The organism is Pseudomonas sp. MYb2 (genome assembly GCF_002979955.1).
Classification (GTDB): domain Bacteria; phylum Pseudomonadota; class Gammaproteobacteria; order Pseudomonadales; family Pseudomonadaceae; genus Aquipseudomonas.
In genome coordinates, this window is the sequence record NZ_PCQC01000004.1 from 63,299 (window position 1) to 89,507 (window position 26,209).

Sequence of the window (26,209 nt, forward strand, 5' to 3'; positions counted from 1 at the left end):
CCGTTCCAGGAGGCTTGGATGCACAACGACGGGAAAGTAGTGCCTTTGCACAAGGCCGCTACCGATCAGGCGAATCACTCGCCGCTCGCCCGCCTGCCTGTGATTCTGCTTCAGGTTCGCGACAAGGCTGCGCAGCAACTGCGTCACGGTTTGCAGGAACTGTTCGATAACGCCGACGACACGCTGTTTGAAATGGCCGATCGGGCGCGCAACGACGTCGAGCAGAACATCTTTTTCGAAGCCATGCGCGACCTGCGCCTCAAGCGCAAGAATATCGAGCGCGGCTTTCTCGAACAGTTTTTCGAGGCCTTCGTCGGTCTCACTCAATACGACCCCACGCACAGCACGCTGCCACGCACGCTGATGTTTGAGGACTCGGCACCGCGCACCGATGACATGGAGCGCAGCGTAGCGGTCGAAACCATGGTCGGTCGGGTGCTCAAACGCGATGGTTTCGCCCTCGATCAATTGACCCTGCGGCTCAACGCCTTGCTCGGCAATACCCTCGACGATCAGCACAACCCGCTCGGCCCGGCGATGCTGTGCGAGTTCTTTTTGCAGGCCGGGCGCAATCTGGGCGTGGAGATCAAGGTCAAGTTGATCCTGCTCAAACTGTTCGAGCGCTATGTGCTGGCCGACACCGAACAGCTTTACGCTGAGGCCAACCAGCTGTTGCTCGCCACCGGCGTGTTGCCGGCGTTGAAACCGGCACCGGCGCGGCGCGCCATGGATCGAGCGGCCGCGAGTGTCTACAGCGAAGAAAGTCATGAGCCGACGCCCGCCGACGAAGGCGTGCAAGAAGTGTTCGCCGCGCTGCAGGAGTTGCTGTTGCATGTGCGCGGCAGCGTGGCGCCGACCCTGGAACCCAGCAGCGCGAGCCAACCGATCACCACACGCGACCTGCTACGCCTGCTTTCGCATTTGCAACAATACGTGCCAGCGCTCGCCGCGCAGGACGACTTCGATCTGCGCAATCAGCTCGAACAACTGCTGACGCGGGTCAGCGTCAAAAGTGGCAAGTCGCGGATCGTCGGTGGTGCAGACGAAGACGTGATCAACCTGATCGCCATGGTCTTCGATTGCATCCTCGAAGATCGCAACGTACCGGATTCGCTCAAGGCGCTGATTGCTCGTTTGCAGATTCCGATGCTGAAGGTAGCCGTCCTCGACAAAAGCTTTTTCAGCCGTAGCAGCCATCCGGCGCGGCGCCTGCTCAATGAAATCGCCGACGCAGCCATGGGCTGGGGCGACTGCGACAGTGCCGAGCGCGACAGTTTGTACGTGCGCATCGAACAAGTGGTGCAGCGCCTGCTCAGCGATTTTGTCGATGACCCGGCGATTTTTTCCGAGCTGCTCGCCGACTTCCTCGCCTTTACCAGCGACGAACGCCGCCGCAGCGAACTGCTGGAGCAGCGTTTGCGCGACGCCGAAGAGGGGCGCGCCAAAACTGAACTGGCCCGGCGCCGGGTCGAACAGGCATTGAATCAGGCATTGCTGGGCAAAGTCCTGCCGCCGTCGGTAGTCACTTTCGTCCAGAACGCCTGGAGCAAGGTGCTGCTGCTGACGCGCCTCAAACATGGCGATCAGTCCGCAGAGTGGCAGGCCGATGTGCAGACCATGGAGCAATTGATCTGGAGCGTGCAGCGTCATGATGATCCCGAGTTCAGTCTGCGTTTATTGACTCTGGTGCCGGGGTTGCTCAAGTCGCTGCGTGATGGCCTGACCAGTATCGCGTTCGATCCGTTTGCCACCGGTGAGTTTTTCAGCGAACTCGAAGCGCTGCACGTGAAGGTATTGGAGCGAGCGGCGGACACCGATCAAGCGACGATGATGATCGAAGTGTCGCAGCAGATCGTTTTGCCGACCGCTGACGAGGGCTCGGTGGAACTGACCTCCGTACGTTTGCCTCACGACGATGCAGGTCTGCGCCAGGTTGACCAGTTGCGCCTCGGCAGTTGGGTGGCGTTTGCGGAAGACGACGAACACAACTTGCGCTGCAAACTGGCCGCTATCATCGAAGCCACGGGCAAGTACATCTTTGTCGATCGCACCGGGACGAAAGTACGCGAACGCAGTCGCACCAGCCTCGCCCTCGAATTCCGCCGTGGCGCCGTCCGTGCGCTGGACGATACGCTGCTGTTCGACCGGGCGCTGGAGTCAGTGCTGGGCAATCTGCGGCGACTCAATCGCGCCAAGTGATCGCGCGCCGGGGGCCGATCACGGCATACTGGGCGTCAACACAGTCGGCGTTGAAGGAATCGGTATGCAGTTGGATCCCGCTAGCGGGTGGTGTCACGGGGTGCAGGTCTGCCCATCGCCCAACTTCAATGAGCGTCCTGCGGGCGAAGTCTCCCTGTTGGTCATCCATAACATCAGCCTGCCACCGGCGCAGTTCGCCACGGGCAAGGTGCAGGAATTTTTCCAGAATCGTCTGGATGTCACCGAACATCCCTATTTTGCAGGGATTGTTGACCTGCGCGTCTCGGCGCACTTTCTGATTGAACGTGACGGCAAGGTTACCCAGTTTGTCTCCTGTCTCGAACGGGCGTGGCATGCCGGAGTGTCGATTTTCGACGGCCGCGAAACCTGTAACGATTTTTCCGTGGGCATCGAACTCGAAGGCACCGATGATCTGCCGTTCACCGATGCGCAGTATCAAGCCTTGACGACGCTGACCCGTCAGTTGCAAACAGCATTTCCGGCTATCACCGGCGCCCGTATTTGCGGGCACAGCGATATAGCACCCGGGCGTAAGACCGATCCTGGCCCGGCATTCGACTGGGCGCGTTACCGCGCAGCCCTGGCACAAGAGGAAGGACAATGAGTTTTCTGGTGTTACTGCTGGCGGTCTGGATCGAGAAGTTCTCGGCCTTGCGCCATCGGGTTCAACGCGATGGCGGATGGATCCGCGAACTGAACAAACTCGAAAGCAGCGCGCGACTGGCCAGCCAGCCATGGATAGTGCTGACGATTCTGGTGTTGCTGCCGGTGGCGCTGCTTGGCTTGTTGCTGGTGGTGCTGGAGCCAGTAGCCTATGGCTTGCTGGCCTTGCCGGTGCATTTACTGGTGGTGATTTACAGTCTGGGACGCGGCGATTTACTCGGCGGTCTCGGGCCGTTCCGTGATGCCTGGCGCCGTGAGGATCTGCAAGCGGCGGCACATGTGGCCAAGCGCGATCTGGATATTTGCGCTGACAGCGGCGAGCAATTGCTTGATCGCGTGCAGGGGCATCTGCTGTGGGAGGCTTATCAGAGTTTCTTCGCGGTGATCTTCTGGTACTTCCTGCTCGGGCCGGTGGCGGCGTTGGCTTATCGCTTGTTGGCGCTGGCCGAAGAACACGGCAAGAATCCCGCACTGGCCGAACGCGCCGGGCAAATGCGCCATGCCTTTGATTGGGTGCCGGTACGCTTGCTGGCGGCCAGCCTGGCGCTGGTCGGCAACTTTGTTGCGGTCAGCCGGGTGATGCTGCATGAGCTGCTGAACTGGAACATCAGCGCTGCGCAACTGATCAACAAGGTTGGATTGGCTGCTGGAGAGATCCCACCGCCTGCGGTCGGTCCGGATGGCATCAACACTCTCGATTGCCTGTGGGAACTGCTGCTGCGTGCGGCAGTGCTGTGGTATGCCGGGTTTGCCTTGTGGACGGTTCTGGTTCACTGATTAAAAAAAGATCACAAGATCGCAGCCTGCGGCAGCTCCTACACAGGGATTGTGTGTTTCCTGTAGGAGCTGTCGCAGGCTGCGATCTTTTTCGTTGTTAACCTTAAGTTACAAAACCTCCCTTCGATTTGAGCTATACAGAGACAGCGCCCGATAGTGGCTATCTGCTGTCGCCCCGCGCCTGCCAATAAAAACAAGAAAAACCAAGGGAGACTTCCAGTGAAGAGCTTGCTCTATCCCGCCGTCTCGCTGATGAACCGTCTGAGCTTCGGCATGAAGTTCAGCCTGATCAGCGTGCTGTTCCTGGTGCCGATGCTGGTGACCAATTTCTATCTGGTGCGCGATTCCTATCGCGAATTCCAGGGCACCCGCGTCGAGCTGCAAAGCCTTGATCTGCTGGGCAGCAGCCTGGCCCTGCGCCGGGATCTGGAGACGCTGAACAATCTGGTGCAGATCAACGTCACCCTCGGTCAGTCTGGCAAGGCCGGGAATGTCGAAGCGCAAATCACCACGCTTGAACAAGCGGTTTTGACACGCCTGCAAGGGCTGACGGCGATGACCGACGATCCCGAACATATCCAGGTGTTCGACGGCAAACGCGATGAAATGATCGCCGCATTCAAGGCGCAGCAAACGGAAAACTCGCTGCAGAGCAAAAGCGCGTTGATTGGCAAACTGCTGGCCAGTGCGCAGATTTTCAGCCAGATCATCACCAGTCAGGCCGGCCTGAGCCGCGACAACCAGAGCGATATCCGCCAGCTCAGCGAACTGGTGACCCTGATCACGCCGACCGTCACGCAAACCCTCGGCGAAGGCCGGGCCATGGGTTCGTATTCATTGGGCCAGGGTTTTCTCAACAGCGCCTCAAGCACCCGTTTCGATGAGCTGTTGGTGCAGATCGAAAAACTCCAGGCGGAGTACGCTTTGAAATTGCAGGACGCCCTCGGCTCCAGTAAAGCTGCGCGGGAACGCCTCAGTGCGATGGCCGACAACAGCAAGGCCTCGTTGAAACAGGCCAGCGAACTGTTCGAAGAGCAGGTCGTCATGGCCGACACCCTCGATGCGCCGTGGCAAGCTTTTTACGATCAGGTCACCGGGCTGATCGGCAAGACCTACGAGCTCAACGACGCCACGTTGAAATTCCTCGACACTCAGTTGCAGCAGCGTCTGGCGCAGAATCGCACACACATGCTTCTGCAGACTGTGGCGCTGTCGGTGGTGTTCGTGTTGATTTTCTACCTCTATGGTGGCTTCTACGCTTCGACCCGCACCACGCTTAAACGCCTCGGGGCGATGATGGACAAGGTCGCGGCCGGTGACATGACGGTTAACTTCAAGGCCAACAGTCGTGATGAGCTGGGTGAGTTGGGCGAAGTGTTCAACGGCACGGTGAAGAAGATTCACGACTTGATCGAGCGCGTCGGCCAGACCGTGGGCGAAGTCGAGCGTCAGGCCGGCCAGGTTGAAAACGTCTCCGCACAAAGCAATCAGGCGGTGGCGGGCCAGCGCACGCAGATCGAACAAGTGGCGACGGCGATGAACCAGATGTCGGCGACTTCACTGGAAGTCGCACGCAGTGCCGCCGCGGCGGTGAGCAGCGCCCACAGCGTGAATGACGAGACCATCAGCGGTCGTGGGCTGGTGGAGTCGCAGCAGGGCAGCATTGCTGCGCTGGCCAGCGAGATCGATCAGTCAGTGTTGGTGATCAATCAACTCGCCAGTGACAGCCAATCGATCAGCCGTGTTCTTGAAGTAATCAAGAGCATCGCCGAGCAGACCAATCTGCTGGCGCTCAACGCCGCGATCGAAGCGGCCCGTGCCGGTGAGCAGGGTCGTGGTTTCGCCGTGGTTGCCGATGAGGTGCGCACCCTGGCCAAACGCACCCAGCAATCGACCGAAGAGATTGAACAAATGATCGCCAAGCTGCACGGCGGTGTCGGTGCAGCGGTGAAAGCCATGGGCGTCAGCCATCAGATGGCCAACGGCACGGTCGGGCAGTCGGAGAAGGTTCAGCAAGCACTGGAAAACATCCTTGGGGCTGTGGGCATGATCGTCGATCAGAACCAGCAGATCGCCGCTGCCGTTGAGCAGCAAACGGCGGTGGCCCATGACATTGATCAGAATATCGTCGAGATCAACCGCGCCGGCGAGCGCACCGCGCAGGGGGCGCATCAGACCGAAGATGCCAGCCGGGCATTGTCGGCTCAGGTCGTGGAACTGAAACAACTGATCAGCGCCTTCCGCGTCTGAGCTGTACACAAATCCCCTGTAGGAGCTGCGGCACGCTGCGATCTTTTGATCCTGATTTCAAAGATCAAAAGATCGCAGCCTCGTTTCACTCGACAGCTCCTACAGGGGGAGATGTGTTACCAGCCGAAGACTTCGCAGCTGTTGGCGGTGCTGGCCGTGGCCAGTTGTTGCGGGCTGATTTTCATCAGTCCGGCCAGCGCCTCACAAATCGCCGGCAAGTGCGCCGGACTGTTGCGCTGACCGGGAAACATGACAGGCGCCATGTCCGGTGAATCGGTTTCCAGCACGATCGACTCCAGCGGCAACTCCGCCAGCACGCGATGCATGCGCAGTGCCTGCGGCCAGGTCGGCGCGCCGCCCAGGCCCAGTTTGAAACCCAGTTTGATGTACTCCCGCGCTTCTTCACGGCTACCGGCGAAGGCGTGGATGATCCCCGCGCGTTTGAGCTTGAAGCGTTTGAGCGTTGCGATCACCGCCGCGTGGCTGCGCCGGACGTGGATCAACGCCGGTAACTCAAAATCCGCCGCCAATTGCAGTTGCGCTTCGAAAAGCGCCTGTTGTCGCTCGCGATCCAGCGTTTCGATGAAGTAATCCAGACCGATTTCGCCCACCGCACATAACTGCCGATGACCGCGCAAGCGTGTCAGCCAATCGCCGAGTGCGGTCAGATCTTCCGGGCGATGCTGATCGAGGTACACCGGATGCAGACCGAACGCCGCGTACAAATCGGCATCGCTCTGCACCAGATCCCACACCCGTTGCCAGTTACCCTCGTAAACCCCCAACACCACCATCCGCTGCACCCCGAGGGCACGGCTTTCGACGAGCAACGCCTGTCGATCTTCGTCGAAGTCGGGGAAATCGAGGTGGGTGTGGCTGTCGATCAGATCCACGATTCAGTCTCGGTGAATACGCTGCTTGAATGTCCGCGCGATGGCCTGCACACCGGGCTTGTACTCCGACTGCTCGACGGCCGCCAGCGCCAGTTCCAGCGCCTTGTCGGCAATCAACTGGTGCTGCTGGGCCATGGCGTTGACCGGCAGCGGCAGGAAATCCAGCAACTGCGTGTCGCCAAAGGTGCCGAGACGCAGCGGCCGCGATTTCAGCGGGAAGTCATGCAGCGCATCGAACACGCCCTGCAGCAGCACGTAGGACGTGGTGACCAACGCGTCCGGCAAATGCCCCAGGCGTTGCAGGAGTTCTTCCATCAACTGCTTGCCGCACTCACGGCTGAAAGATTCAGCGTGCTCGACCAGCACCTCGCCTTTGAAGTCGACCAGCGCCTGTTTGAACCCGGCAGCACGTTCCTGGCTGATGCTCAGTTCCGGGCGCGCACCAAGCAGAACGATCTGCCTGGGTTGCGGGTCGAGCAGGCTCTGGGTCAGGTGCAGGCTGGCCTCGCGGTCGTCACTGATCACCGAGCAGAAATGCTCCGGCTCCATGACCCGGTCGATGGCGATGATCGGCAGACCCTTGGCCTGCAACTGCCGATAGCTGTCATCGCCGGCCGGCAGGCAACTGGCGACGATCAGCGCATCGCAACGGCGCGCGCGGAACAGTTGCAGCAGTTGCCGCTCGCTGTCCGGTGCATCGTCGGAGCTGGCGATCAGCAACTGATAGCCGCGCGCCCGCGCACCTTGCTCGAGCAGTTTGGCGATCCGCGCGTAACTGGGGTTTTCCAGATCCGGCAGAATAAAGCCCAGCGTGCGCGTGTGCCGACTGCGCAGCCCGGCTGCTTGAGGGTTTGGCGTGAAGCCATGCAGATCGACCACTGCCCGCACGCGCTCGACGGTCGCGGTGCTGATGCGCTGCTGTTCGGCCTTGCCGTTGATGACGTAGCTGGCGGTGGTCACGGACACTCCGGCCAACCGCGCGATATCACTGAGTTTCAACCCGGGATTTCCTTGTTTTTGCGAGCTTGCCGCCACATTTTCGCCAATCCTACCCGATTAGGGCAGGCGACTATTGTCGCAGCGCATCCGACAAGTTGGACTTCAAGGATGGGACATTATCGAGTAACGTGCCGATCAATCTAGATTAAACGTTTCAGCAAGCGTATTTTCTACGTTTTAGGCGCCTTTGGCCGGTGCTGCCGTGAAACCGCCAAAACTGCCGCTGAAAAGCAAAGCGGCAGAGCGCCTAAGCTGCAACCATCCAAAACAATACCTGGCACCTTCATGTGCCAAAAAGGAGATCGCATGCTCGAGCTCACTATAGAGCAGATATCCATGGGCCAATCGGCTGTGGATAAACCCGCCGCCCTGCAATTGCTGGCCAATCATCTGGTGGCCGATGGTCTGGTCGCCGACGGCTACCTCGCCGGATTGCAGGCCCGGGAAGCCCAGGGCTCGACCTTTCTCGGTCAAGGTATTGCCATTCCCCACGGCACCCCGGAAACCCGCGATCAGGTGTTCGCCACTGGCGTGCGCCTGATGCAGTTCCCGGAAGGCGTGGATTGGGGCGATGGCCAGATCGTTTATCTGGCGATTGGCATCGCCGCCAAATCCGACGAACACCTGCGTCTGCTGCAACTGCTGACCCGTGCCCTCGGCGAGACCGATCTGGGTCAGGCCCTGCGTCGCGCCAGTTCGCCTGAAGCGCTGCTGAAACTGCTGCAAGGCGCGCCGCAAGAGCTGGCGCTGGACGCGCAGATGATCGGCCTCGGCGTCTCGGCCGACGATTTCGAAGAACTGGTCTGGCGTGGCGCACGTCTGCTGCGGCAGGCCGATTGTGTGAGTAACGGTTTCTCTGCGGTGTTGCAACAAGTCGAAGCGCTGCCGCTGGGCGACGGCTTGTGGTGGCTGCACAGCGAACAAACGGTGAAGCGTCCGGGTCTGGCGTTCGTCACCCCGGACAAACCGATGCGCTACCTTGGCCAGCCACTCAGTGGTCTGTTCTGCCTGGCCAGTCTGGGCGAGGCGCACCAAGCGCTGCTCGAACGCCTCTGTGCGTTGCTGATTGAAGGTCGCGGCCATGAGCTGGGCCGCGCCACCAGCAGCCGTAAAGTCCTCGAAGTGCTCGGCGGTGAATTGCCCGCCGATTGGCCGAGTGCGCGCATCGCGCTGGCCAACGCCCACGGTTTGCACGCGCGTCCGGCGAAGATCCTCGCGCAACTGGCAAAGAGTTTTGACGGTGAGATTCGTGTGCGCATTGTCGACGGCCAGGACAGCGCCGTGTCGGTGAAGAGTCTGAGCAAACTGCTCAGCCTCGGCGCCCGTCGTGGTCAGGTGCTGGAGTTGATTGCCGAGCCGAGCATTGCCGCCGATGCCTTGCCCGCGTTGCTCGCCGCTATCGAAGAAGGCCTCGGCGAAGAAGTCGAGCCGCTGCCCGCGATTAGCGAACAACGAGAAGTCTTTGCCGACATCGCCGAAGTAGTCATTGCCCCGGCGTCCGGCACTCAGTTGCAAGCCATTCCCGCCGCGCCCGGCATTGCCATCGGCCCGGCGCACATTCAAGTGCAACAGACCATCGATTACCCAATGCGCGGCGAGTCCGCTGCCATCGAACGCGAGCGTCTCAAGCAAGCGCTTAGCGATGTGCGCAACGACATTCAAGGCCTGATCGAACGCAGCAAGGCCAAGGCCATCCGCGAGATCTTCATCACCCACCAGGAAATGCTCGACGACCCGGAACTCACCGATGAAGTCGACACCCGCCTCAAGCAAGGCGAAAGCGCCGAAGCGGCGTGGATGGCGGTGATCGAAGCAGCGGCCAAACAACAGGAATCACTGCAGGACGCTTTGCTTGCCGAGCGTGCGGCGGATCTGCGCGACATCGGTCGCCGCGTGCTGGCGCAACTGTGTGGCGTGCAGACCCCGAGTGAGCCTGAGCAACCGTACATTCTTGTCATGGACGAAGTCGGCCCCTCCGACGTCGCGCGGCTGGATCCGGCGCGCGTGGCGGGGATTCTCACCGCACGCGGCGGCGCCACGGCGCATAGCGCAATCGTCGCGCGAGCCCTCGGGATTCCGGCGCTGGTCGGCGCTGGCGCCGCGGTGTTGTTGCTGGCGCCGGGCACGCCGTTGCTGCTCGACGGCCAGCGCGGTCGTCTGCATGTCGACGCCGATGCTGCGACCCTGCAACGCGCCGCCGAAGAACGCGACACCCGCGAACAACGCTTGAAGATTGCCGCCGAACAGCGCCATCAACCGGCGCACACCTCCGACGGTCACGCCGTCGAAGTGTTCGCCAACATCGGCGAAAGCGCCGGCGTGATCAGCGCGGTGGAGCAGGGCGCCGAAGGCATCGGTCTGCTGCGTACCGAATTGATTTTCATGGCCCATCCGCAAGCGCCGGACGAGGCGACGCAAGAAGCCGAATACCGCCGCGTGCTTGATGGTCTCGCCGGTCGCCCGTTGGTGGTGCGCACGCTGGATGTCGGCGGCGACAAACCGCTGCCGTATTGGCCGATCGCCAAGGAAGAAAACCCGTTCCTCGGCGTGCGTGGCATTCGCCTGACCTTGCAACGTCCGCAGATCATGGAAGCGCAATTGCGCGCCTTGCTGCGTTCGGCGGACAACCGTCCGCTGCGCATCATGTTCCCGATGGTCGGCAGTGTTGAAGAGTGGCGTCAGGCCCGCGACATGACCGAACGTCTGCGCCTGGAAATCCCGGTCGCCGATCTGCAACTGGGGATCATGATCGAAGTGCCGTCCGCCGCTTTGCTCGCGCCGGTATTGGCCAAGGAAGTCGACTTCTTCAGCGTCGGCACCAACGACCTGACGCAATACACCCTGGCCATCGACCGTGGCCACCCGACCCTGTCGGCGCAGGCTGACGGTTTGCACCCGGCTGTGCTGCAACTGATCGACATCACCGTGCGCGCGGCCCATGCCCACGGCAAGTGGGTCGGTGTTTGCGGTGAGTTGGCGGCGGATCCGCTGGCGGTGCCGGTGCTGGTCGGCCTCGGCGTCGATGAACTCAGTGTGTCCGGGCGCAGCATTGCTGAAGTCAAGGCACGCATCCGCGAACTCAGCCTGACTCAGGCGCAAACCCTTGCTCAACAGGCCCTGGCCGTGGGCAGCGCCAACGAAGTGCGCGCATTAGTGGAGGCCCTGTAATGGCCAAGATTCTTACCCTGACCCTTAATCCGGCGCTCGACCTTACCGTCGAACTGCCACGCCTGGAGGCCGGTCAGGTCAATCGCAGCGACGAGATGCACACCCACGCCGCCGGCAAAGGCGTTAACGTCGCCCAGGTGCTCGCCGACCTCGGTCATCAACTGACGGTCAGTGGTTTCCTCGGCGAAGACAATCTGCAAGCGTTCGAAACCCTGTTCGCCAAGCGCGGTTTTGTCGATGCGTTTATCCGCGTGCCGGGCGAAACGCGCAGCAACATCAAAGTCGCTGAACAGAGTGGACGCATCACCGACATCAACGGCCCGGGGCCGGTGGTCGATGCCGCCGCGCAGCAAGCGTTGCTGGAGCGGCTGGTGCAGATTGCACCGGGACATGACGCGGTGGTGGTCGCCGGCAGTCTGCCGCGCGGGGTCACGGCGCAATGGCTGCGTGAGCTGATCGAACGGCTCAATCAGCTCGGCCTGAAAGTCGCTCTCGACTCCAGCGGCGAAGCGTTGCGCGAAGCTTTGAAAGCCAGTCCGTGGCTGATCAAACCGAACACTGAAGAACTCGCCGATGCGCTCGGTTGCGAGGTGGTTTCTCACGCCGCTGAAGCGCAAGCAGCGGCGCAATTGCACGCGCAAGGCATCGAACACGTGGTGATCTCCCACGGTGCTGACGGCGTGAACTGGTTCAGCGTCGGTTCGGCACTGCACGCGACGCCGCCGAAGGTCAGCGTCGCCAGTACGGTCGGTGCCGGTGATTCGTTGCTGGCCGGCATGCTCCACGGTTTGCTCAGCGCCGACACGCCTGAACAAACCCTGCGCACGGCCACTGCGATTGCCGCGATGGCGGTGACCCAGATCGGTTTCGGCATCAACGATGCTGCGCAACTGGCGCAGCTCGAACAGGGCGTGCGCGTGCGCCCCCTGACAGAACAATAAGAGGGTTTGTCATGAAACTAGCCATTGTTACGGCTTGCCCGAACGGTATGGTCACCAGTGTGCTCTGCGCGCGTCTGCTCGATGCGGCGGCGCAGCGTCAGGGCTGGAGCACCAGCGTTGAAGTGGTCGATGCCGCGCACCCGGAACGCGAGTTGTCGGCAGCGACAATCGAAGCGGCGGAGTGGGTTTTGTTGGTGGCCACCGGCGCGGTCGACATGACACGTTTTGTCGGCAAACGTGTGTTCCAGATTGCCCCGGCGCAGGCGTTGCAGGATGTTGAAGCAGTGCTGCGCCGTGGCGCAGAAGAGGCTGAGGTCTACGTTGCCAGCGCGGCTGAACCGGTTGCCGATGCAGCGCGCGCGCCACGTATCGTCGCCATCACCGCGTGCCCGACCGGTGTCGCCCACACCTTCATGGCGGCCGAAGCCTTGCAGCAAACCGCCAAGCGTCTGGGCTATGAATTGCAGGTCGAAACCCAAGGCTCGGTGGGCGCGAAAACTCCGTTGAGCGCAGCGGCGATTGCCGAGGCAGACGTGGTGTTGCTGGCGGCGGACATCGAAGTCGCCACCGAGCGATTCGCCGGCAAGAAAATCTATCGCTGCGGCACCGGGATTGCGTTGAAGCAGTCCGAAGCCACGCTGAAAAAAGCGCTGGCCGAAGCTGTTGTGGAAAGCGCGGCCAGTGACGGCAAAACACCGGCCAAGCCAGAGAAAACCGGCATCTACAAACACCTGCTGACCGGCGTGTCGTTCATGCTGCCGATGGTAGTGGCCGGCGGTTTGATGATCGCGCTGTCGTTCGTGTTCGGCATCACCGCGTTCAAGGAAGAAGGCACCTTGGCCGCTGCGCTGATGCAGATCGGCGGCGAGACCGCGTTCAAACTGATGGTGCCGTTGCTGGCGGGTTACATCGCCTATTCGATTGCTGACCGTCCAGGTCTGGCGCCGGGGATGATCGGTGGTCTGTTGGCGAGCACCTTGGGCGCTGGTTTTATCGGCGGCATCGTCGCCGGTTTTATCGCCGGTTATGCGGCGAAGGCGATCAGTCGATATGTCGCCTTGCCGCAAAGTCTTGAGGCGCTGAAACCGATTCTGATCATTCCGTTGTTCGCCAGCCTGTTCACCGGTCTGGTGATGATCTACGTGGTCGGCAAACCGGTCGCCGGCATGCTCGGGGCGCTCACGCATTTCCTCGATAGCATGGGCACCACCAACGCGATTCTGCTCGGTGTGTTGCTCGGCGGCATGATGTGCGTCGACCTCGGCGGGCCGATCAACAAAGCAGCGTATGCGTTCTCGGTGGGGCTGCTGGCGTCGCAAAGTTATGCGCCGATGGCGGCGACGATGGCGGCGGGGATGGTGCCGCCGATTGGCCTGGGCATCGCCACGTTTATTGCGCGGCGCAAGTTTGCCCAGACCGAACGTGAGGCGGGTAAAGCGGCGCTGGTATTGGGGCTGTGCTTTATCTCCGAAGGGGCGATTCCGTTTGCCGCGAAAGATCCGTTGCGGGTGATTCCTGCGAGCATTGCCGGTGGTGCGTTGACCGGTGCGTTGTCGATGTATTTCGGCTGCAAACTGATGGCGCCGCACGGTGGCTTGTTTGTGTTGGCGATTCCGAATGCGATCAACCATGCGTTGCTGTATCTGCTGGCGATTGTCGCGGGGAGTTTGTTGACCGCTGTGGTCTATGCGACGGTCAAACGGCCTGAAGCCGTCGAGTTGGCGCTGGAGCCCGCCAAGGCCTGACTGACACCACAAAACCCTTGTAGGAGTGAGCCTGCTCGCGATAGCGGTCTGTCAGTGACATGAGTGTCGGCTGATACACCGATATCGCGAGCAGGCTCACTCCTACAATGGGTTCCGCGGTGTGTCTGGTGTCATGTGTGTTTCATGATCGCGTGCTTAAGTTTTCCTTTTTTCAGGGAGAACACCATGAGCGATTTCAACCCCGGTCGCCGGCGCGTCATGCAAGTTGTCGGCGCCGGATTGCTGATGCCAAGTCTGGCGCCGGCGGTGATTGCCTCGGTCAAGGACCGCCCGCAACTCACCGATGGCGTGCAGTCCGGCGACCTGCAGGGCGACCGCGCGATGATCTGGAGTCGCAGCGATCGGCCGGCGCATATGGTGGTCGAGTGGGACACCCGCAGCCAGTTTCGCCATCCCCGCCGATTGGTCTCGGCGCTGGCCGATGCGCGCACAGATTTCACCGCTCGGGTCGAGCTCACCGGGCTGCCGGCCGATCAGGCGATTTTTTATCGGGTTTATTTCAAGGATGCGCAGACCAGCGTCGCCAGCGAACCGTGGCTGGGTCACCTGCGCAGCGCACCGACGGCGCGGCGCAACATTCGTTTCGTCTGGAGCGGCGACACCGTCGGCCAAGGCTTCGGTATCAACCCCGACATCGGCGGCATGCGCATCTACGAAGCCATGCGTCTGCGCCTGCCGGACTTTTTTATCCACAGCGGCGACACCATCTACGCCGACGGCCCGGTGCCCGCTCAGCTCACCACTGAAGGTGGCCGGATCTGGCGCAACCTCACCACTGAAGCCAAGAGCAAAGTCGCGCAGACCCTCGACGATTATCGCGGCAACTACCGCTACAACCTGATGGACGAAAACATCCGTCGCTTCAACGCCGAAGTGCCACAGATCTGGCAGTGGGACGACCATGAGGTGGTCAACAACTGGTCACCGGGCAAGCAACTCGACGAGCGTTATCAGGAGAAAGATATCCACACCCTGGTCGGGCGCGCACGCAAGGCCTGGCTGGAATATTCGCCGATGCGTTTGCAGGCTGCCGACGGTGGCGGGCGTATTTATCGCAAGCTCAGCTACGGCCCGATGCTGGATGTGTTCGTGCTCGATATGCGCAGCTATCGCGGCGCCAACGACGACAACCTCGGCGCGGCGAAACCGTTTCTCGGGCGTGAGCAACTGGACTGGCTCAAACGCGGTTTGAAGAAGTCGAAAGCGCAATGGAAGGTCATCGCCGCCGACATGCCAATTGGTCTTGGCGTGCCCGATGGCGAGGTCAGTCCGGGTGTCGTGCGTTGGGAAGCGGTGGCCAACGGTGATCCGGGACCGGCCCAGGGGCGCGAGGTGGAAATCGCCGAGTTGCTCGGCTATCTGCGCGCACAGCAAGTGCGCAATTTCGTCTTCCTCACCGCCGACGTGCATTACTGCGCGGCGCATCACTATCACCCGGATCGCGCGGCGTTTCAGGATTTCGAACCGTTTTGGGAGTTTGTCGCGGGGCCGTTGAATGCCGGGAGCTTTGGGCCTAATCCGCTGGATAAAACCTTTGGCCCGGAAGTGGTGTTCGAGAAGGCGCCGCCCGCGCAGAACACGTCACCGTTTGCCGGGTTTCAGTTTTTTGGCGAGGTGAATATTGAAGGGGGGAGTGGGGAGATGAGTGTGGTGTTGCGGGATTTGAATGGGGTGGCGGTGTTCGAGAAAAAACTGCAACCCGTCTAAAGATCAAAAACTACCCTCACCCCAGCCCTCTCCCGGAGGGAGAGGGAGCCGATCGAGGTGTCTGAAGAGGTACGTCGACCTGAAAGACCGAGTTGATTATGAGATCAGCACAAAGCCTTTCTCGATTATGGATTCGGTGAGGGACGTTCAGGTCGGCGTATAGCTTAAATCGCCCACGGTCAGTTCCCTCTCCCTCCGGGAGAGGGTTAGGGTGAGGGGCTCTTTAATAGACATCACGCCGATATCGACCCTGCTCAATCAACCGCTCCACTTCGGCTGCCCCGAGAATGTCGTTAAGCACCTGATCAACCCCCGAAGCCATCCCCTGAAGGCTGCCACAGATATAAATCACCGCCCCCTCCGCCAGCCATTTCTTCAGCTCATCAGCCGACTCACGCAAACGATCCTGCACATAAACCTTCTCCGCCTGATCCCGCGAAAACGCTAGATCCAGTCGCTCCAGGTCACCATTGACCAACCACTCTTCCAGCTCCGCGCGGCAGAGGAAATCGTGTTCACGATTGCGCTCGCCGAACAGCAACCACTGACGCTGTTGACCATCGGCAATCCGCGCCTTGAGCAAACTGCGCAACCCGGCCAGACCGGTGCCGTTGCCCAGCAGAATCATCGGCACGGGTTCGTTCGGCAGGTGGAAACCACTGTTGCGTCGAACCCGCAAACTGATGCTGCCGCCCACCGGCGCATGCTCGGTCAGCCAGCCAGAGCCAATGCCCAGACTGCCATCCGAATGCTGCTCCTGACGCACGATCAGCTCCAGCACACCGTCGGCGGCAATCGAGGCGATCGAGTATTCGCGCATGGCCAACGGCACCATTGCATCGACCAGTGATTGCGCGTGCAGGCCAACCAGGTGCGCGCGGTGCTCTGGCAATTGACGCGAAGCCAGCGCGACTTCCAGCGGCTCGTCGAGGCCGTTGATTTTCACCGTGGTCTCGCCACGAATGCCGAGGCCGTCGAGGAAATGTTCGATGGCCCACGGGCAGTTGCGCGGTAGCACTTCGACCAGGTCGCCAGCTAACCAACTGCTGGTATTCGGTGCGCTCAGGCCCAACAGGTAAACCGGCGCGCCGCTGCTGTCCGGGTTCATCAGTTCGCGGCGGACCAGCGTCCAGTTGTCGTAGCTCGGCGCTTGCCAGGTATCAACCGGCGCTTGCCCGGTGAGCAGGCCGAGTTGCGTCTGCCAGTGGCGCAGCGCATACGGGTCGCCACTGTCGACTTCCACTGGCGCAAACAGCGTCTTGCCGCCGTGTTCGCTCAGCCACTGATGCAGGCGTTTGGCGAAACCGCAGAAGTGCTGATACTGACGATCGCCGAGACCGAGCACCGCGTAGTTCAAGCTGTCGAGTGTCGAGGCTTTGCTCAAGACTTTGCGCTCGAAACCACGAGCGCTGTCCGGTGCTTCGCCGTCACCGAAGGTGCTGACGACAAACAACGCATTGTTCGATTCACGCAGATCCTGCTCGCTGACATTCGCCAGTGGCTGCACTTTCACCGGCAGTCCGGCGGCCTGCAATTGCCCGGCGGTCTGCCACGCCAGTTGCTCGGCGAAACCGCTTTGACTGGCGAAACCGATCAGCCATGCCGAGGCGTCGCCCGCCGGTTGATCGAGGCCTTTGCGCGCATCCTTGATCTGTTTTTTCTTGCGTCGGCGATCGAGGTACAGCAGCCAGCCGGTGATGAAGAACAACGGCATGCACACCGCCGCAAGGGTGATGATGATTCGCCCGACGAGGCCGAAATAGCTGCCGACGTGCAGCGCATAAATGCTCGTCAGCAGTTGTGACTTGAAGCTCTTGTCGGCGTAGCGGTCGACGCGTTTGACGATGCCGGTGGCCGGGTCGAGGGTGATCTGGTTGAGCGCACGATCATGCGGCGAACTGTCGAGCAGGTAAAACACCGTCGCCGGTTGACCGGCCACAGGCGGCATCCGAATGTTGTAGGCAGACAGGCCCGGACCTGCCGCGCTGTAGATACTGCTCCACATCGCCGCGTAGTCGGCGGTTGGCGCCGGGCCTTCCGGCGCCGGGCCGCGACCACCGCGTACGCGTTCGTTTTGCGGCGCGTCGGAGAGCAATTTGGTCAGGCCTTTGTTGTACCACTCGTACGACCACGACAACCCGGTCAGCGCCAGCAGCAGATAGACCAACAGGCACCAGGTGCCCGCCACCGAATGCAGATCCCAATTGAAAGTGCGGCCCTTTTTCTTCCAGTCCAGCGTCAGCCATACGCGCCAGCTGTTCCACTGTCGCGGCCAGCGCAGGTACAGACCGGAGAGGCAGAAAAACAGCAGGATCAGCGTGCAGGCGCCGGTGATGTTGCGCCCGGTATCGCCCATGGCGAGGAAGCGGTGCAGTTGCAGCATCAGGCCGAAGAAGTCCTGGCCGACGGCATCGCCCATGAACTCGCCGGTGTACGGGTCGAAGTAGCGCATTTCACCGCGACGTTCGCCCTTGGGCGGGGTGAAGAAAACTTTCGCCGCGTTACCGCTGTCGGTCTCGACCCAGAGCATCGAGACTTTCTTGCCCGAGGTGGCTTCGATGCGCTCGACCAGTTCGACGGGCGGAAGGACGCCGGCGACTTGTTTTTCCACTTGCAGCACGGACGGATTGATCGCCCGCAGGATTTCGTCCTGAAACGAATAGGCCGCGCCGGTGATGCCCATCAGGGCCAGCACCAGGCCTGCGGTGATGCCAAAAAACCAGTGCAACTGGAACAGGGTTTTCTTCAACACGTCACTCGCCGTCCGTTCGGAAATTGTCTTCACGGCGCGCATTATGCCGTGGGTTATCGAGAAGCGTTCTTTATTACGCAGAAAAGCCCCGTTCAATTGAATGAACGGGGCCGACTGTTTTTGTAGGAGCTGCCGAAGGCTGCGATCTTTTGACTTTGCTTTTAAGATCAGGATCAACAGATCGCAGCGTGCCGCAGCTCCTGCAGGGTCAGAAGTGGAAATTGGTGCTCAACAGCGCCGTTCGGCCCGCCGCCTGGTTGGCGAAGTGGGTCGAGAAGGCTTTGTCGTAGTAGTTTTCGTTGGTCAGGTTCTGCACGTTGAGTTGCAGGTCGACGTTCTTGGTCAGCTTGTAGGCTGCCATCGCGTCGTAACGCACATACGAATCGACCATGGTGGTGTTGGCCACGCTGCCAAACACGTCATCCACGTAGAACGCACCGCCACCGATAGTCAGCTTCGGCGTGACCTGGTAAGTGGTCCACAGACTGGCGCTGTTCTTCGGCGTGTTCGGCAGTTCGTTGCCATCGTTGGCGCGGCCCAGTGGACCGCCGTCGACTTGTTCGCTGTCCATGTAGGCGTAGCCGGCGAACACTTGCCATTTGTCGGTGATCTTGCCGCTGGCCGACAGTTCGACGCCTTGCACGCGGGTCTTGCCGGCATTTTCGTACGACGAGGTATCGACTTGCACACGAGCGTTTTCTTTCTCGGTGCGGAAGATGTCAGCGGTCAGCGACAGGCGATCGTTGAGCAGATCCCACTTGGTGCCGATTTCGTAGTTCTTGGTGGTTTCCGGCTCCATGTCGCTGCTCAACAGGTTGCCGCTGCGATCTGCCGTGCCGCCCAATGGGTTGCCTTCCTGGCCTTCACCCAGCGTGTTGCCCGGTGGCGTCGCCGAGGTAGCGTAGGACGCGTAAATGCTGCCGTTCTCTGCTGGCTTGTAGACGACACCGAACTGACCGGTGACGAACTCGCTGGTGTCATCACCCTTGGAGGTAGTGCTGCCAGCGTTGTTGTAGGACTTGTAGCCGGTTTCGAAGTGGTCGTAACGCAGGCCCATGTTCACCAGCCATTGCTCGGACAACTCCAGGGTGTCGAATACATACAGTGCGTAAGTGTCGGACTGGGTGTCGGTGCCGGCGTAGTTGCGCGAGATGGCGCCGTTCCACGGATCGTTCGGGGTCGGGTTCGACAGCGAGGTGCAGTTGTAGCCACTGGCTGCGCCGATCAGACCCGGGTTGCAGTTGGTGGTCGCGGCGCTGGTGCGCGGTGTGGTGTCGGTGTTGACGTTGTACGAGGACTTCTGGCTTTCCTCACGGGTGTATTCGACACCGGTGGAGAAGCTGTTCTTGAAGCCGGCGACGTAGAAGTTGCCGAACAGGTCGGTCTGGTTGGTGGTGGTCTCGGTGTTGCTCACCCGAGTATTGGCACGACGCCAGACGCTGCCGTTGTTGACGTTGCCCTTGCTGTCGTCCGGCTGGGTCAGGATGTAATCCTGCATGCTGGTGCCGTGACGCAGGGTGTTCTTGAGGGTCAGCGAGTCGCTCAGGTCATGCTCGATGGCGAAGGTCGCGGTGTCGGTGCGGCCCTTGCGGAAGTCGCGATCCAGACCGTAGAAGTTGCTGTGATCACCGCCGGCGTAAGGCTTGTCCGGATTGGACTTGGTGCGTGCAGCGGAGCCACCGGCAGGAATGGTGTACGGCACGCCCGAATCCGGGGTGTCGTTGCTTTCCAGATGGTAGTAATCGAGGTTGACGCGGGTGTCGGTGCCCAGGCCAAACGCCAGAGACGGGGCGATACCCCAACGGTCGTAATCGACCTTGTCACGACCGGCGACATTGCTCTCGTGGCTCATCAGGTTCAGACGGCCAGCCGCGGTGTCGCTGAACTGGTAGTTACCGTCGAGGGTGTAACGCTGGGTCTGGTCGGAGCCCCAGGTGAAACCACCGTCGAACGAGTTGCCCAGGTGCGCTTTCTTGCTCACCAGGTTGATGCTGCCGCCTGCTGCGCCACGACCGCCGATGGCGGAGTTCGGGCCCTTGCTGACTTCAATGTTTTCTACGGCGAAGATCTCGCGGCTCTGTGAACCGGTGTCGCGCACGCCGTCGAGGTAGGTGTCGCCTTGGGCGTCGAAACCACGGATGAACGGACGGTCGCCCTGTGGATTACCACCTTCACCGGCACCGAAAGTGATTCCCGGCACGGTGCGCAGCGCGTCCTGCATGTTCAGGGCGCCGGTGTCTTTCAAGACTTGTTGTGGAATAACGGTCACCGAGCGCGGCGTATCGACCAGTGGTGCGGTGTACTTGGGCGAGGAGGCTTTCTCGACCTGGTAGGACGTTGGGTCCTGCGCTTCGCCGTTGATGGCGGTGGCGTCCAGGGCGATGGCATTGCCGGAGGCTTTGCTGTCGGTTTTTTCCGCAGCGAAGACCATATGGCCAGCGGAGCCGGCGGTGATCGCTACGCCAATAGCTGAGGCGAGCAGACGTGGTGAACTGACCGGTAATTGTGCGTGTTGACGTGCCATTTTTATTCCCCTCCCCAAGGATTTGAGGCGGCGGAATATAGGGTAAACAGGTATTCGTATCAATTGCGAAACATTGCTAACTGCACTGAATTTACATTCTTTACAATTTAACCTTACGGTTTTTGCCAGTTCATTCGTCTCCCGGGTTTTACATGGCCAATAAGAATCAATACCATTGCCGCCTCTTTGCCATCTGGTGACATCGCCATGCTGCTGCACATCCCTGGATTGTTCGCGAAAGACGAGGTGCAGCGCATTCGCGAGGCTCTGGAGCAGGCCGATTGGGCTGATGGCAAGATCACCGCTGGTTTCCAGTCGGCCAAGGCCAAGCACAATTTACAGTTGCCTGAAGGCCATCCGCTAGCCAAGGAAATCGGTGCGGCGATGCTTGAGCGGCTGTGGAAAAATCCGTTGTTCATGTCCGCCGCGTTGCCGCACAAAGTCTTCCCGCCGTTGGTGAACTGTTACACGGCCGGCGGCAGTTTCGATTTCCACATCGACAATGCGGTGCGCCAGCCCAAGGGCAGCATCGAGCGGGTGCGCACCGATCTGTCGGCGACGCTGTTTTTCAGCGAGCCTGAGGATTACGACGGCGGCGAGCTGGAAATCCAGGACACCTACGGCACTCGGCAAGTGAAACTGCCGGCCGGTGATATGGTTTTGTATCCCGGCACCAGCCTGCATAAAGTCAACGCAGTTACTCGTGGCGCGCGCTACGCCTCATTCTTCTGGACGCAGAGCCTGGTACGCGAAGACAGCCAGCGCGCGTTGCTGTTCGAGATGGACGGCGCGATCCAGCAACTGACGCAAGACCTGCCTGATCATCCTTCGCTGATCCGCCTCACCGGCACTTATCACAACCTGCTGCGTCGCTGGGTCGAGGTATGAGTTTTCAACTACGCCGCGAGGAAGTCCTCGACGGCGCGCAACTCAGCGCGATGCTCGAAGAAAGCCCGGCTCGCGCGGCGCAGGCGATTCTGCTCGCCGCGGGTGAAGGCGTTGTCGAAGCGCAAGCGTTGCTCGGACAGATTCTGCTGGATGGCCAAGGCATTGCGCAGGATCAGGCGCTGGCGCTGCGCTGGTTTGGCATCGCGGCGGGGCGTGGGCATCTGATGGCGCGCAACATGCTTGGTCGCTGCCATGAACACGGTTGGGGCGTAGCGGCGAATGCGTCAATTGCCGCGCAGCAATACCGCATTGCAGCTGATGCTGGGCTGGATTGGGCGATGTACAACCTGGCCAATCTGCTGGCGACCGGGCGGGGTGTCGCAGTGGATCATCTGCAGGCGCTGGCGTTGTATCGGCGTGCGGCTGAATTGGGCCATGCGAAATCGATGAATCTGCTGGGGCGGTATCTGGAAGAAGGGCAGGTGTGCCCGGCGGATCTTACGGCGGCGCGTGATTGGTATCGGCGTTCGGCTGTGGGTGGGGATTTTCGTGGGCAGTTCAGTTTCGCGGCGGTGTTGGCGGATGAAGGGCGGATTGATGAGGCGGTCGATTGGCTTGAGAAAGCTTTGGCCGGCGGTAATCTGAATTTTCTGCGGTTGGCGAGTCAGGCGCTGCTAGGTGCGACAGATCCCAGGATTCAGGGGATGGCTGCTCGGTTCGTGCGTCGATGCACAGACTTGCAGCGCGTCTGAATTCGCAAAGCCCTCACCCTGGCCCTCTCCCGGAGGTAGAGGGGACCGATTGGGGATGCTTGAGAGGTGCGCCGACCTGAAAGTGCTTTGCCGAATCCATAATCGACGCGGTATTTCCGGTCGGTGAATGACGCTTTACACCTCGGTCGGCTCCCTCTCCTTTGGGAGAGGGCTGGGGTGAGGGGCCTCGGTTTCAAGTACCCCGCAAAACTTCAAGCCGAACGCACAGACACAAAAAAGCCCATGACACGTCATGGGCTTTTTGCATTACGGCTTAAGCGCTTACACGTAAAACGACTTCAGCGGCGGAAAGCCATTGAACTCGACTGCGCTGTAACTGGTGGTGTAGGCACCGGTCGACAACCAGTACAACCGATCACCGATCGCCAGGTTCAGCGGCAAACCGTACTTGTAGTTCTCGTACATGATGTCAGCGCTGTCGCAGGTTGGGCCGGCGATAACGACTTCTTCCATCTCGCCTTTCTTTTCGGTCCAGATCGGGAACTTGATCGCTTCGTCCATGGTTTCGATCAGGCCGGAGAACTTGCCCACATCGGTATACACCCAACGCTCGACGGCGGTGCGCGACTTGCGTGCAACCAGAACCACTTCGCTGACCAGAATGCCGGCGTTGGCGATCAACGAACGGCCTGGCTCAAGAATGATTTCCGGCAGGTCATCACCGAAGTCTTCCTTCAGGAAGCGGATGATTTCTTCGGCGTAGGTTTCCAGGCTGTTGGTGCGGGTGATGTAGTTGGCCGGGAAGCCGCCGCCCATGTTGATCAGCTTGAGGTGGATGCCGTCTTCTTCTTTCAGACGCTCGAAGATCACTTTGACCTTGGCGATTGCTGCGTCCCAGACGCTGATGTCGCGTTGCTGCGAGCCAACGTGGAAGGAAATGCCGTAAGGCACCAGGCCCAGGTCGCGAGCGAGGATCAGCAGATCCATGGCCATGTCGGTCTGGCAGCCGAATTTGCGCGACAGTGGCCAGTCAGCGGTGGTCGAGCCCTCGGTGAGGATTCGCACGTAGACTTTCGAGCCCGGGGCAGCCTTGGCGATGTTGCGCAGGTCGGCTTCGGAGTCGGTGGAGAACAGACGCACGCCCTTCTCGTAGAAGTAGCGGATGTCCTTGGATTTCTTGATGGTGTTGCCGTAGCTGATACGGTCGGCGCTGACGCCGCGATCCATTACCTTGTCCAGCTCGTAGATCGAAGCGATGTCGAAGCTCGAACCTTTCTCTTTGAGCAGGTCGATGATCTCGACGGCCGGGTTGGCCTTGACCGCGTAGTAGACCTTGGCGAATTCGAAACCGGCGCGCAGGTCATCGTAGGCCTGGCTGATCATCGCGGTGTCGATCACCACGAACGGGGTTTCCTGTTTGTCGGCAAACGCCTTCATTTTGTCGAATGTAGCGCGCGCAAAATAGTCTTCGACCTGGATCGACATGCTGGGAACTCCTACTGGCAAACTAAGTTAATCAATGGGTGCAAATGAACGCCCTCCGTATCCCCACTTTGGTTCGCCTACTTCCCAAGGCATGTCGCCGAAAGCAAAAAGGCCATGGGATGTGCAGCTTTCCCTTGGCCTTGCTGTCTCGTCGTCAGTACTTGAGCCGGATGGATCGTTTCCAGCATGGACGTTCGGCGCGAACTTTAGGGCGTGAGGGGCGTGAGATCAACTAAAAATGTCGCGTTTTTGCACGCTTCTGACGTGCGTCGCGTTCATCACTCTTTGTAGCCGACCGAGATGACGGGCAGATGTTCCCCGAGAATTTTCGAGTGTTAAAAATACCTGCACGTTCGCGGATTATGTCGGCTAAGTCGTGGGGAAGTGTGATGGCGGCAACATCGGCGACGTTGGCGGCGAGAGGGCGGGGTGAGGGGGATTTTGGTTGTTTGGAAGGCTACCCAGCGCATGCTGTCTGGTTCTCAGGTGTTGAGATTCTTTTCCGCCTTGTGAATGACTTGGTAACACCCCCGGTTCTGTAGGAGTGAGCCTGCTCGCGATGACTTTTTTTCAGCCGACATCTTCATTGACTGATATTGCGTTATCGCGAGCAGGCTCACTCCTACAGGGTTTTGTGTTTTACCGGTTGATCAGGCGACCACCGCCTCAGCCGGCGAGACGATATTGGTCTTCATCCCGCGCGAACGACCCGAACTCAGATAAGCCGCAATCGACTCCTGCGTGACCTCACCGAGGAACACCCGCTCGGCATCCATCACCGGCAACCATGCGCGATTGAACTCGTACATGCGCGACAGCAGGATGCGCAGATGCTCGTCGTACGCCGCCGTGGCGTTGAACTCGCGCAGATATTGCGCGCAAGTGCCGGTCTGACGATGCAGATCACGACGACGCACATACCCCAGCGCTTTGTTCTCGGCGCAAGTGACCACGACATAACGGCGGTCATGTTCGTCCATCAATTCCAGCGCATCGGCCACCGGCGTTTCCGGGCTCACCGACGGCGCGTTGTCCGCCGCGTCTTCCGCCTTCACCAGCAACAGACGCTTGAGCGTGCTGTCCTGGCCGACGAAGTTGCTGACAAAATCGTCCGCCGGGTGCGCCAACAGCGTGTCCGGATGATCGATCTGCAGCAGTTTGCCGGCGCGGAAAATTGCAATCTTGTCGCCGAGTTTGATCGCTTCGTCGATGTCGTGGCTGACCATGATCACGGTCTTGTTCAGCGCGCGCTGCATTTCGAAGAATTCGTTCTGGATCATCTCGCGGTTGATCGGGTCGACCGCACCGAACGGCTCGTCCATCAACAGCAGCGGAGCATCCGCTGCCAGTGCGCGGATCACACCGATGCGTTGTTGCTGGCCACCGGACAATTCACGCGGATAGCGATGCAGATACTGCTTGGGCTCCAGCTTGATCATGCTCATCAATTCGCGGGCGCGGTCGTGGCATTTCTGTTTGTCCCAGCCGAGCAGTTTCGGCACGACGACGATGTTCTCTTCGATGGTCATGTTCGGGAACAGACCGATCTGCTGGATCACGTAACCGATGTTGCGACGCAGGGTCACTTCGTCGAGATCGGTGGTGTCTTCGCCGTTGATGAGGATCTTGCCCGAGGTCGGTTTGATCAGGCGGTTGATCATTTTCAACGTGGTGCTTTTGCCGCAACCCGATGGCCCGAGGAACACACAGATTTCGCCTTCATTGACGGTCAGGCTTACCGAGTCCACGGCTTTGACGTCTTTGCCGTTGCTTTGGAAAGTTTTGCTGAGGTTTTGAAGTTCGATCATTTGAGCAGTCCTTTTGGAGTCAACGAGCGTTGCAGCCATTGGAGAAACAGGTCAGCGAAAATGGCCAGAAGACTGACCAGCAGCGCGCCGACGATGAGCATCGACATGTCACTGCGGCTGATGGAAGCGAGGATCAACACACCGAGGCCGCCGGCGCCGATGGTTGCGGCGATGGTCATCACGCCGATGTTCATCACCACGGCGGTGCGCACGCCAGCGAGGATCACCGGCACGGCGATCGGCAACTCGACCATGCGCAGGCGCTGGCCGAAGGTCATGCCGATGCCGCGTGCGGCTTCACGGATGCCCGGTTCGACGCCGGTGAGGGCGAGGTAGGTGTTGCGCATGATCGGCAGCAATGAATAAAGGAACACGGCGGTGATCGCCGGCATCGGCCCAAGGCCTTGGCCGAACTTGGAGTAGAACGGCAGCAGCAGACCGAACAGGGCAATCGACGGCACGGTCAGCAGCACCGTGGCGCTGGCTTGCAAGGGACCGGCGAGGGTCGGAAAGCGTGTCATCAGAATGCCCAGCGGCACGCCGATGAGGATCGCCAACGTCACGGCGATGCCGACGAGGGTGATGTGCTGCCAGGTCAGGTGCATCACCTGCTGCCAGTCGAGGTGGGAAAAGGCGTTCAGAAATTCCATGACTT

The 26,209-nt window shown here is 60.4% G+C and carries 17 protein-coding genes; 10 read left to right on the forward strand and 7 right to left on the reverse strand.

Going from position 1 to position 26,209, the window contains the following annotated elements; translation table 11 throughout:
• Positions 1–18 precede the first annotated feature (18 nt).
• From CQ009_RS07660 to CQ009_RS07675, 4 genes are all read left to right on the forward strand, one after another.
• A complete protein-coding gene (locus CQ009_RS07660) occupies positions 19–2,199 on the forward strand; it encodes a DUF1631 domain-containing protein (RefSeq protein ID WP_105705410.1) in 2,181 nt (726 codons plus the stop codon).
• Between the two features lie 64 nt (positions 2,200–2,263).
• Positions 2,264–2,824, forward strand: a complete 561-nt coding sequence (gene ampD / locus CQ009_RS07665) for a 1,6-anhydro-N-acetylmuramyl-L-alanine amidase AmpD (RefSeq protein WP_105705412.1) — start codon at positions 2,264–2,266, stop codon at positions 2,822–2,824.
• Entirely contained in the window at positions 2,821–3,660 is an 840-nt protein-coding gene (gene ampE / locus CQ009_RS07670; protein WP_064387891.1) for a regulatory signaling modulator protein AmpE, read from the forward strand. Before ampD ends, ampE begins: the two co-directional genes overlap by 4 nt.
• A 219-nt stretch (positions 3,661–3,879) precedes the next feature.
• Entirely contained in the window at positions 3,880–5,910 is a 2,031-nt protein-coding gene (locus CQ009_RS07675; RefSeq protein WP_105705414.1) for a methyl-accepting chemotaxis protein, read from the forward strand.
• A 116-nt stretch (positions 5,911–6,026) separates the two neighbouring features.
• Here CQ009_RS07675 and CQ009_RS07680 read toward each other — a convergent pair whose 3' ends face one another.
• Together CQ009_RS07680 and cra are read right to left on the reverse strand one after the other, a co-directional pair.
• The gene (locus CQ009_RS07680; protein ID WP_105705416.1) at positions 6,027–6,803 is read right to left on the reverse strand and encodes a TatD family hydrolase; all 777 of its coding nucleotides are present in this window, start codon (positions 6,801–6,803) and stop codon (positions 6,027–6,029) included.
• Between the two features lie 3 nt (positions 6,804–6,806).
• Entirely contained in the window at positions 6,807–7,802 is a 996-nt protein-coding gene (gene cra, locus CQ009_RS07685) for a catabolite repressor/activator (RefSeq protein WP_105705418.1), read from the reverse strand.
• A 306-nt stretch (positions 7,803–8,108) separates the two neighbouring features.
• On the opposite strand from cra, the gene ptsP reads away from it, so the two are divergent.
• The 4 genes from ptsP to CQ009_RS07710 all read left to right on the forward strand — a co-directional run bounded on the left by ptsP (position 8,109) and on the right by CQ009_RS07710 (position 15,384).
• Positions 8,109–10,970, forward strand: a complete 2,862-nt coding sequence (gene ptsP, locus CQ009_RS07690) for a phosphoenolpyruvate--protein phosphotransferase (RefSeq protein ID WP_064387895.1) — start codon at positions 8,109–8,111, stop codon at positions 10,968–10,970.
• Positions 10,970–11,911 (forward strand): 1-phosphofructokinase, encoded by a 942-nt coding sequence (gene pfkB, locus CQ009_RS07695; protein WP_105705420.1) that lies wholly within the window; start codon positions 10,970–10,972, stop codon positions 11,909–11,911. Before ptsP ends, pfkB begins: the two co-directional genes overlap by 1 nt.
• A gap of 11 nt (positions 11,912–11,922) precedes the next feature.
• Positions 11,923–13,656 (forward strand): PTS fructose-like transporter subunit IIB, encoded by a 1,734-nt coding sequence (locus tag CQ009_RS07700; protein WP_105705422.1) that lies wholly within the window; start codon positions 11,923–11,925, stop codon positions 13,654–13,656.
• A 186-nt stretch (positions 13,657–13,842) separates the two neighbouring features.
• Positions 13,843–15,384, forward strand: a complete 1,542-nt coding sequence (locus CQ009_RS07710; RefSeq protein ID WP_105705424.1) for an alkaline phosphatase — start codon at positions 13,843–13,845, stop codon at positions 15,382–15,384.
• A gap of 223 nt (positions 15,385–15,607) precedes the next feature.
• On the opposite strand, the gene CQ009_RS07715 is transcribed toward CQ009_RS07710, so the two are convergent.
• Both CQ009_RS07715 and CQ009_RS07720 read right to left on the reverse strand, forming a co-directional pair.
• Positions 15,608–18,136, reverse strand: a complete 2,529-nt coding sequence (locus CQ009_RS07715) for a sulfite reductase flavoprotein subunit alpha (RefSeq protein ID WP_105705761.1) — start codon at positions 18,134–18,136, stop codon at positions 15,608–15,610.
• A 208-nt stretch (positions 18,137–18,344) separates the two neighbouring features.
• Complete coding sequence (locus tag CQ009_RS07720; protein WP_105705426.1) at positions 18,345–20,660, reverse strand: TonB-dependent siderophore receptor; 2,316 nt, start codon at positions 20,658–20,660, stop codon at positions 18,345–18,347.
• Between the two features lie 207 nt (positions 20,661–20,867).
• Between CQ009_RS07720 and CQ009_RS07725 the strand changes: the two genes are divergently transcribed.
• A complete protein-coding gene (locus CQ009_RS07725; protein ID WP_064387900.1) occupies positions 20,868–21,548 on the forward strand; it encodes a Fe2+-dependent dioxygenase in 681 nt (226 codons plus the stop codon).
• Positions 21,545–22,300 (forward strand): tetratricopeptide repeat protein, encoded by a 756-nt coding sequence (locus CQ009_RS07730; RefSeq protein ID WP_105705429.1) that lies wholly within the window; start codon positions 21,545–21,547, stop codon positions 22,298–22,300. Before CQ009_RS07725 ends, CQ009_RS07730 begins: the two co-directional genes overlap by 4 nt.
• Before the next feature lie 282 nt (positions 22,301–22,582).
• Here CQ009_RS07730 and CQ009_RS07735 read toward each other — a convergent pair whose 3' ends face one another.
• From CQ009_RS07735 to CQ009_RS07750, 3 genes are all read right to left on the reverse strand, one after another.
• Positions 22,583–23,746 carry a type III PLP-dependent enzyme gene (locus CQ009_RS07735; RefSeq protein ID WP_016986476.1) on the reverse strand — a complete coding sequence of 388 codons (1,164 nt, stop codon included), beginning with the start codon at positions 23,744–23,746 and terminating at the stop codon, positions 22,583–22,585.
• 650 nt (positions 23,747–24,396) lie between these two features.
• A complete protein-coding gene (locus CQ009_RS07745) occupies positions 24,397–25,554 on the reverse strand; it encodes a betaine/proline/choline family ABC transporter ATP-binding protein (RefSeq protein WP_105705433.1) in 1,158 nt (385 codons plus the stop codon).
• Positions 25,551–26,204, reverse strand: coding sequence for an ABC transporter permease (locus CQ009_RS07750; RefSeq protein WP_064387903.1), 654 nt, complete (start codon positions 26,202–26,204; stop codon positions 25,551–25,553). Before CQ009_RS07750 ends, CQ009_RS07745 begins: the two co-directional genes overlap by 4 nt.
• Positions 26,205–26,209 lie beyond the last annotated feature (5 nt).

Coding starts and splice junctions, on each gene's coding strand:
- CQ009_RS07660 (WP_105705410.1), top strand. CDS start 19: ATGCACAACGACGGGAAAGTAGTGCCTTTGCACAAGGCCGCTACCGAT.
- ampD (WP_105705412.1), top strand. CDS start 2,264: ATGCAGTTGGATCCCGCTAGCGGGTGGTGTCACGGGGTGCAGGTCTGC.
- ampE (WP_064387891.1), top strand. CDS start 2,821: ATGAGTTTTCTGGTGTTACTGCTGGCGGTCTGGATCGAGAAGTTCTCG.
- ptsP (WP_064387895.1), top strand. CDS start 8,109: ATGCTCGAGCTCACTATAGAGCAGATATCCATGGGCCAATCGGCTGTG.
- pfkB (WP_105705420.1), top strand. CDS start 10,970: ATGGCCAAGATTCTTACCCTGACCCTTAATCCGGCGCTCGACCTTACC.
- CQ009_RS07700 (WP_105705422.1), top strand. CDS start 11,923: ATGAAACTAGCCATTGTTACGGCTTGCCCGAACGGTATGGTCACCAGT.
- CQ009_RS07710 (WP_105705424.1), top strand. CDS start 13,843: ATGAGCGATTTCAACCCCGGTCGCCGGCGCGTCATGCAAGTTGTCGGC.
- CQ009_RS07720 (WP_105705426.1), bottom strand. CDS start 20,660: ATGGCACGTCAACACGCACAATTACCGGTCAGTTCACCACGTCTGCTC.
- CQ009_RS07725 (WP_064387900.1), top strand. CDS start 20,868: ATGCTGCTGCACATCCCTGGATTGTTCGCGAAAGACGAGGTGCAGCGC.
- CQ009_RS07730 (WP_105705429.1), top strand. CDS start 21,545: ATGAGTTTTCAACTACGCCGCGAGGAAGTCCTCGACGGCGCGCAACTC.
- CQ009_RS07735 (WP_016986476.1), bottom strand. CDS start 23,746: ATGTCGATCCAGGTCGAAGACTATTTTGCGCGCGCTACATTCGACAAA.
- CQ009_RS07745 (WP_105705433.1), bottom strand. CDS start 25,554: ATGATCGAACTTCAAAACCTCAGCAAAACTTTCCAAAGCAACGGCAAA.
- CQ009_RS07750 (WP_064387903.1), bottom strand. CDS start 26,204: ATGGAATTTCTGAACGCCTTTTCCCACCTCGACTGGCAGCAGGTGATG.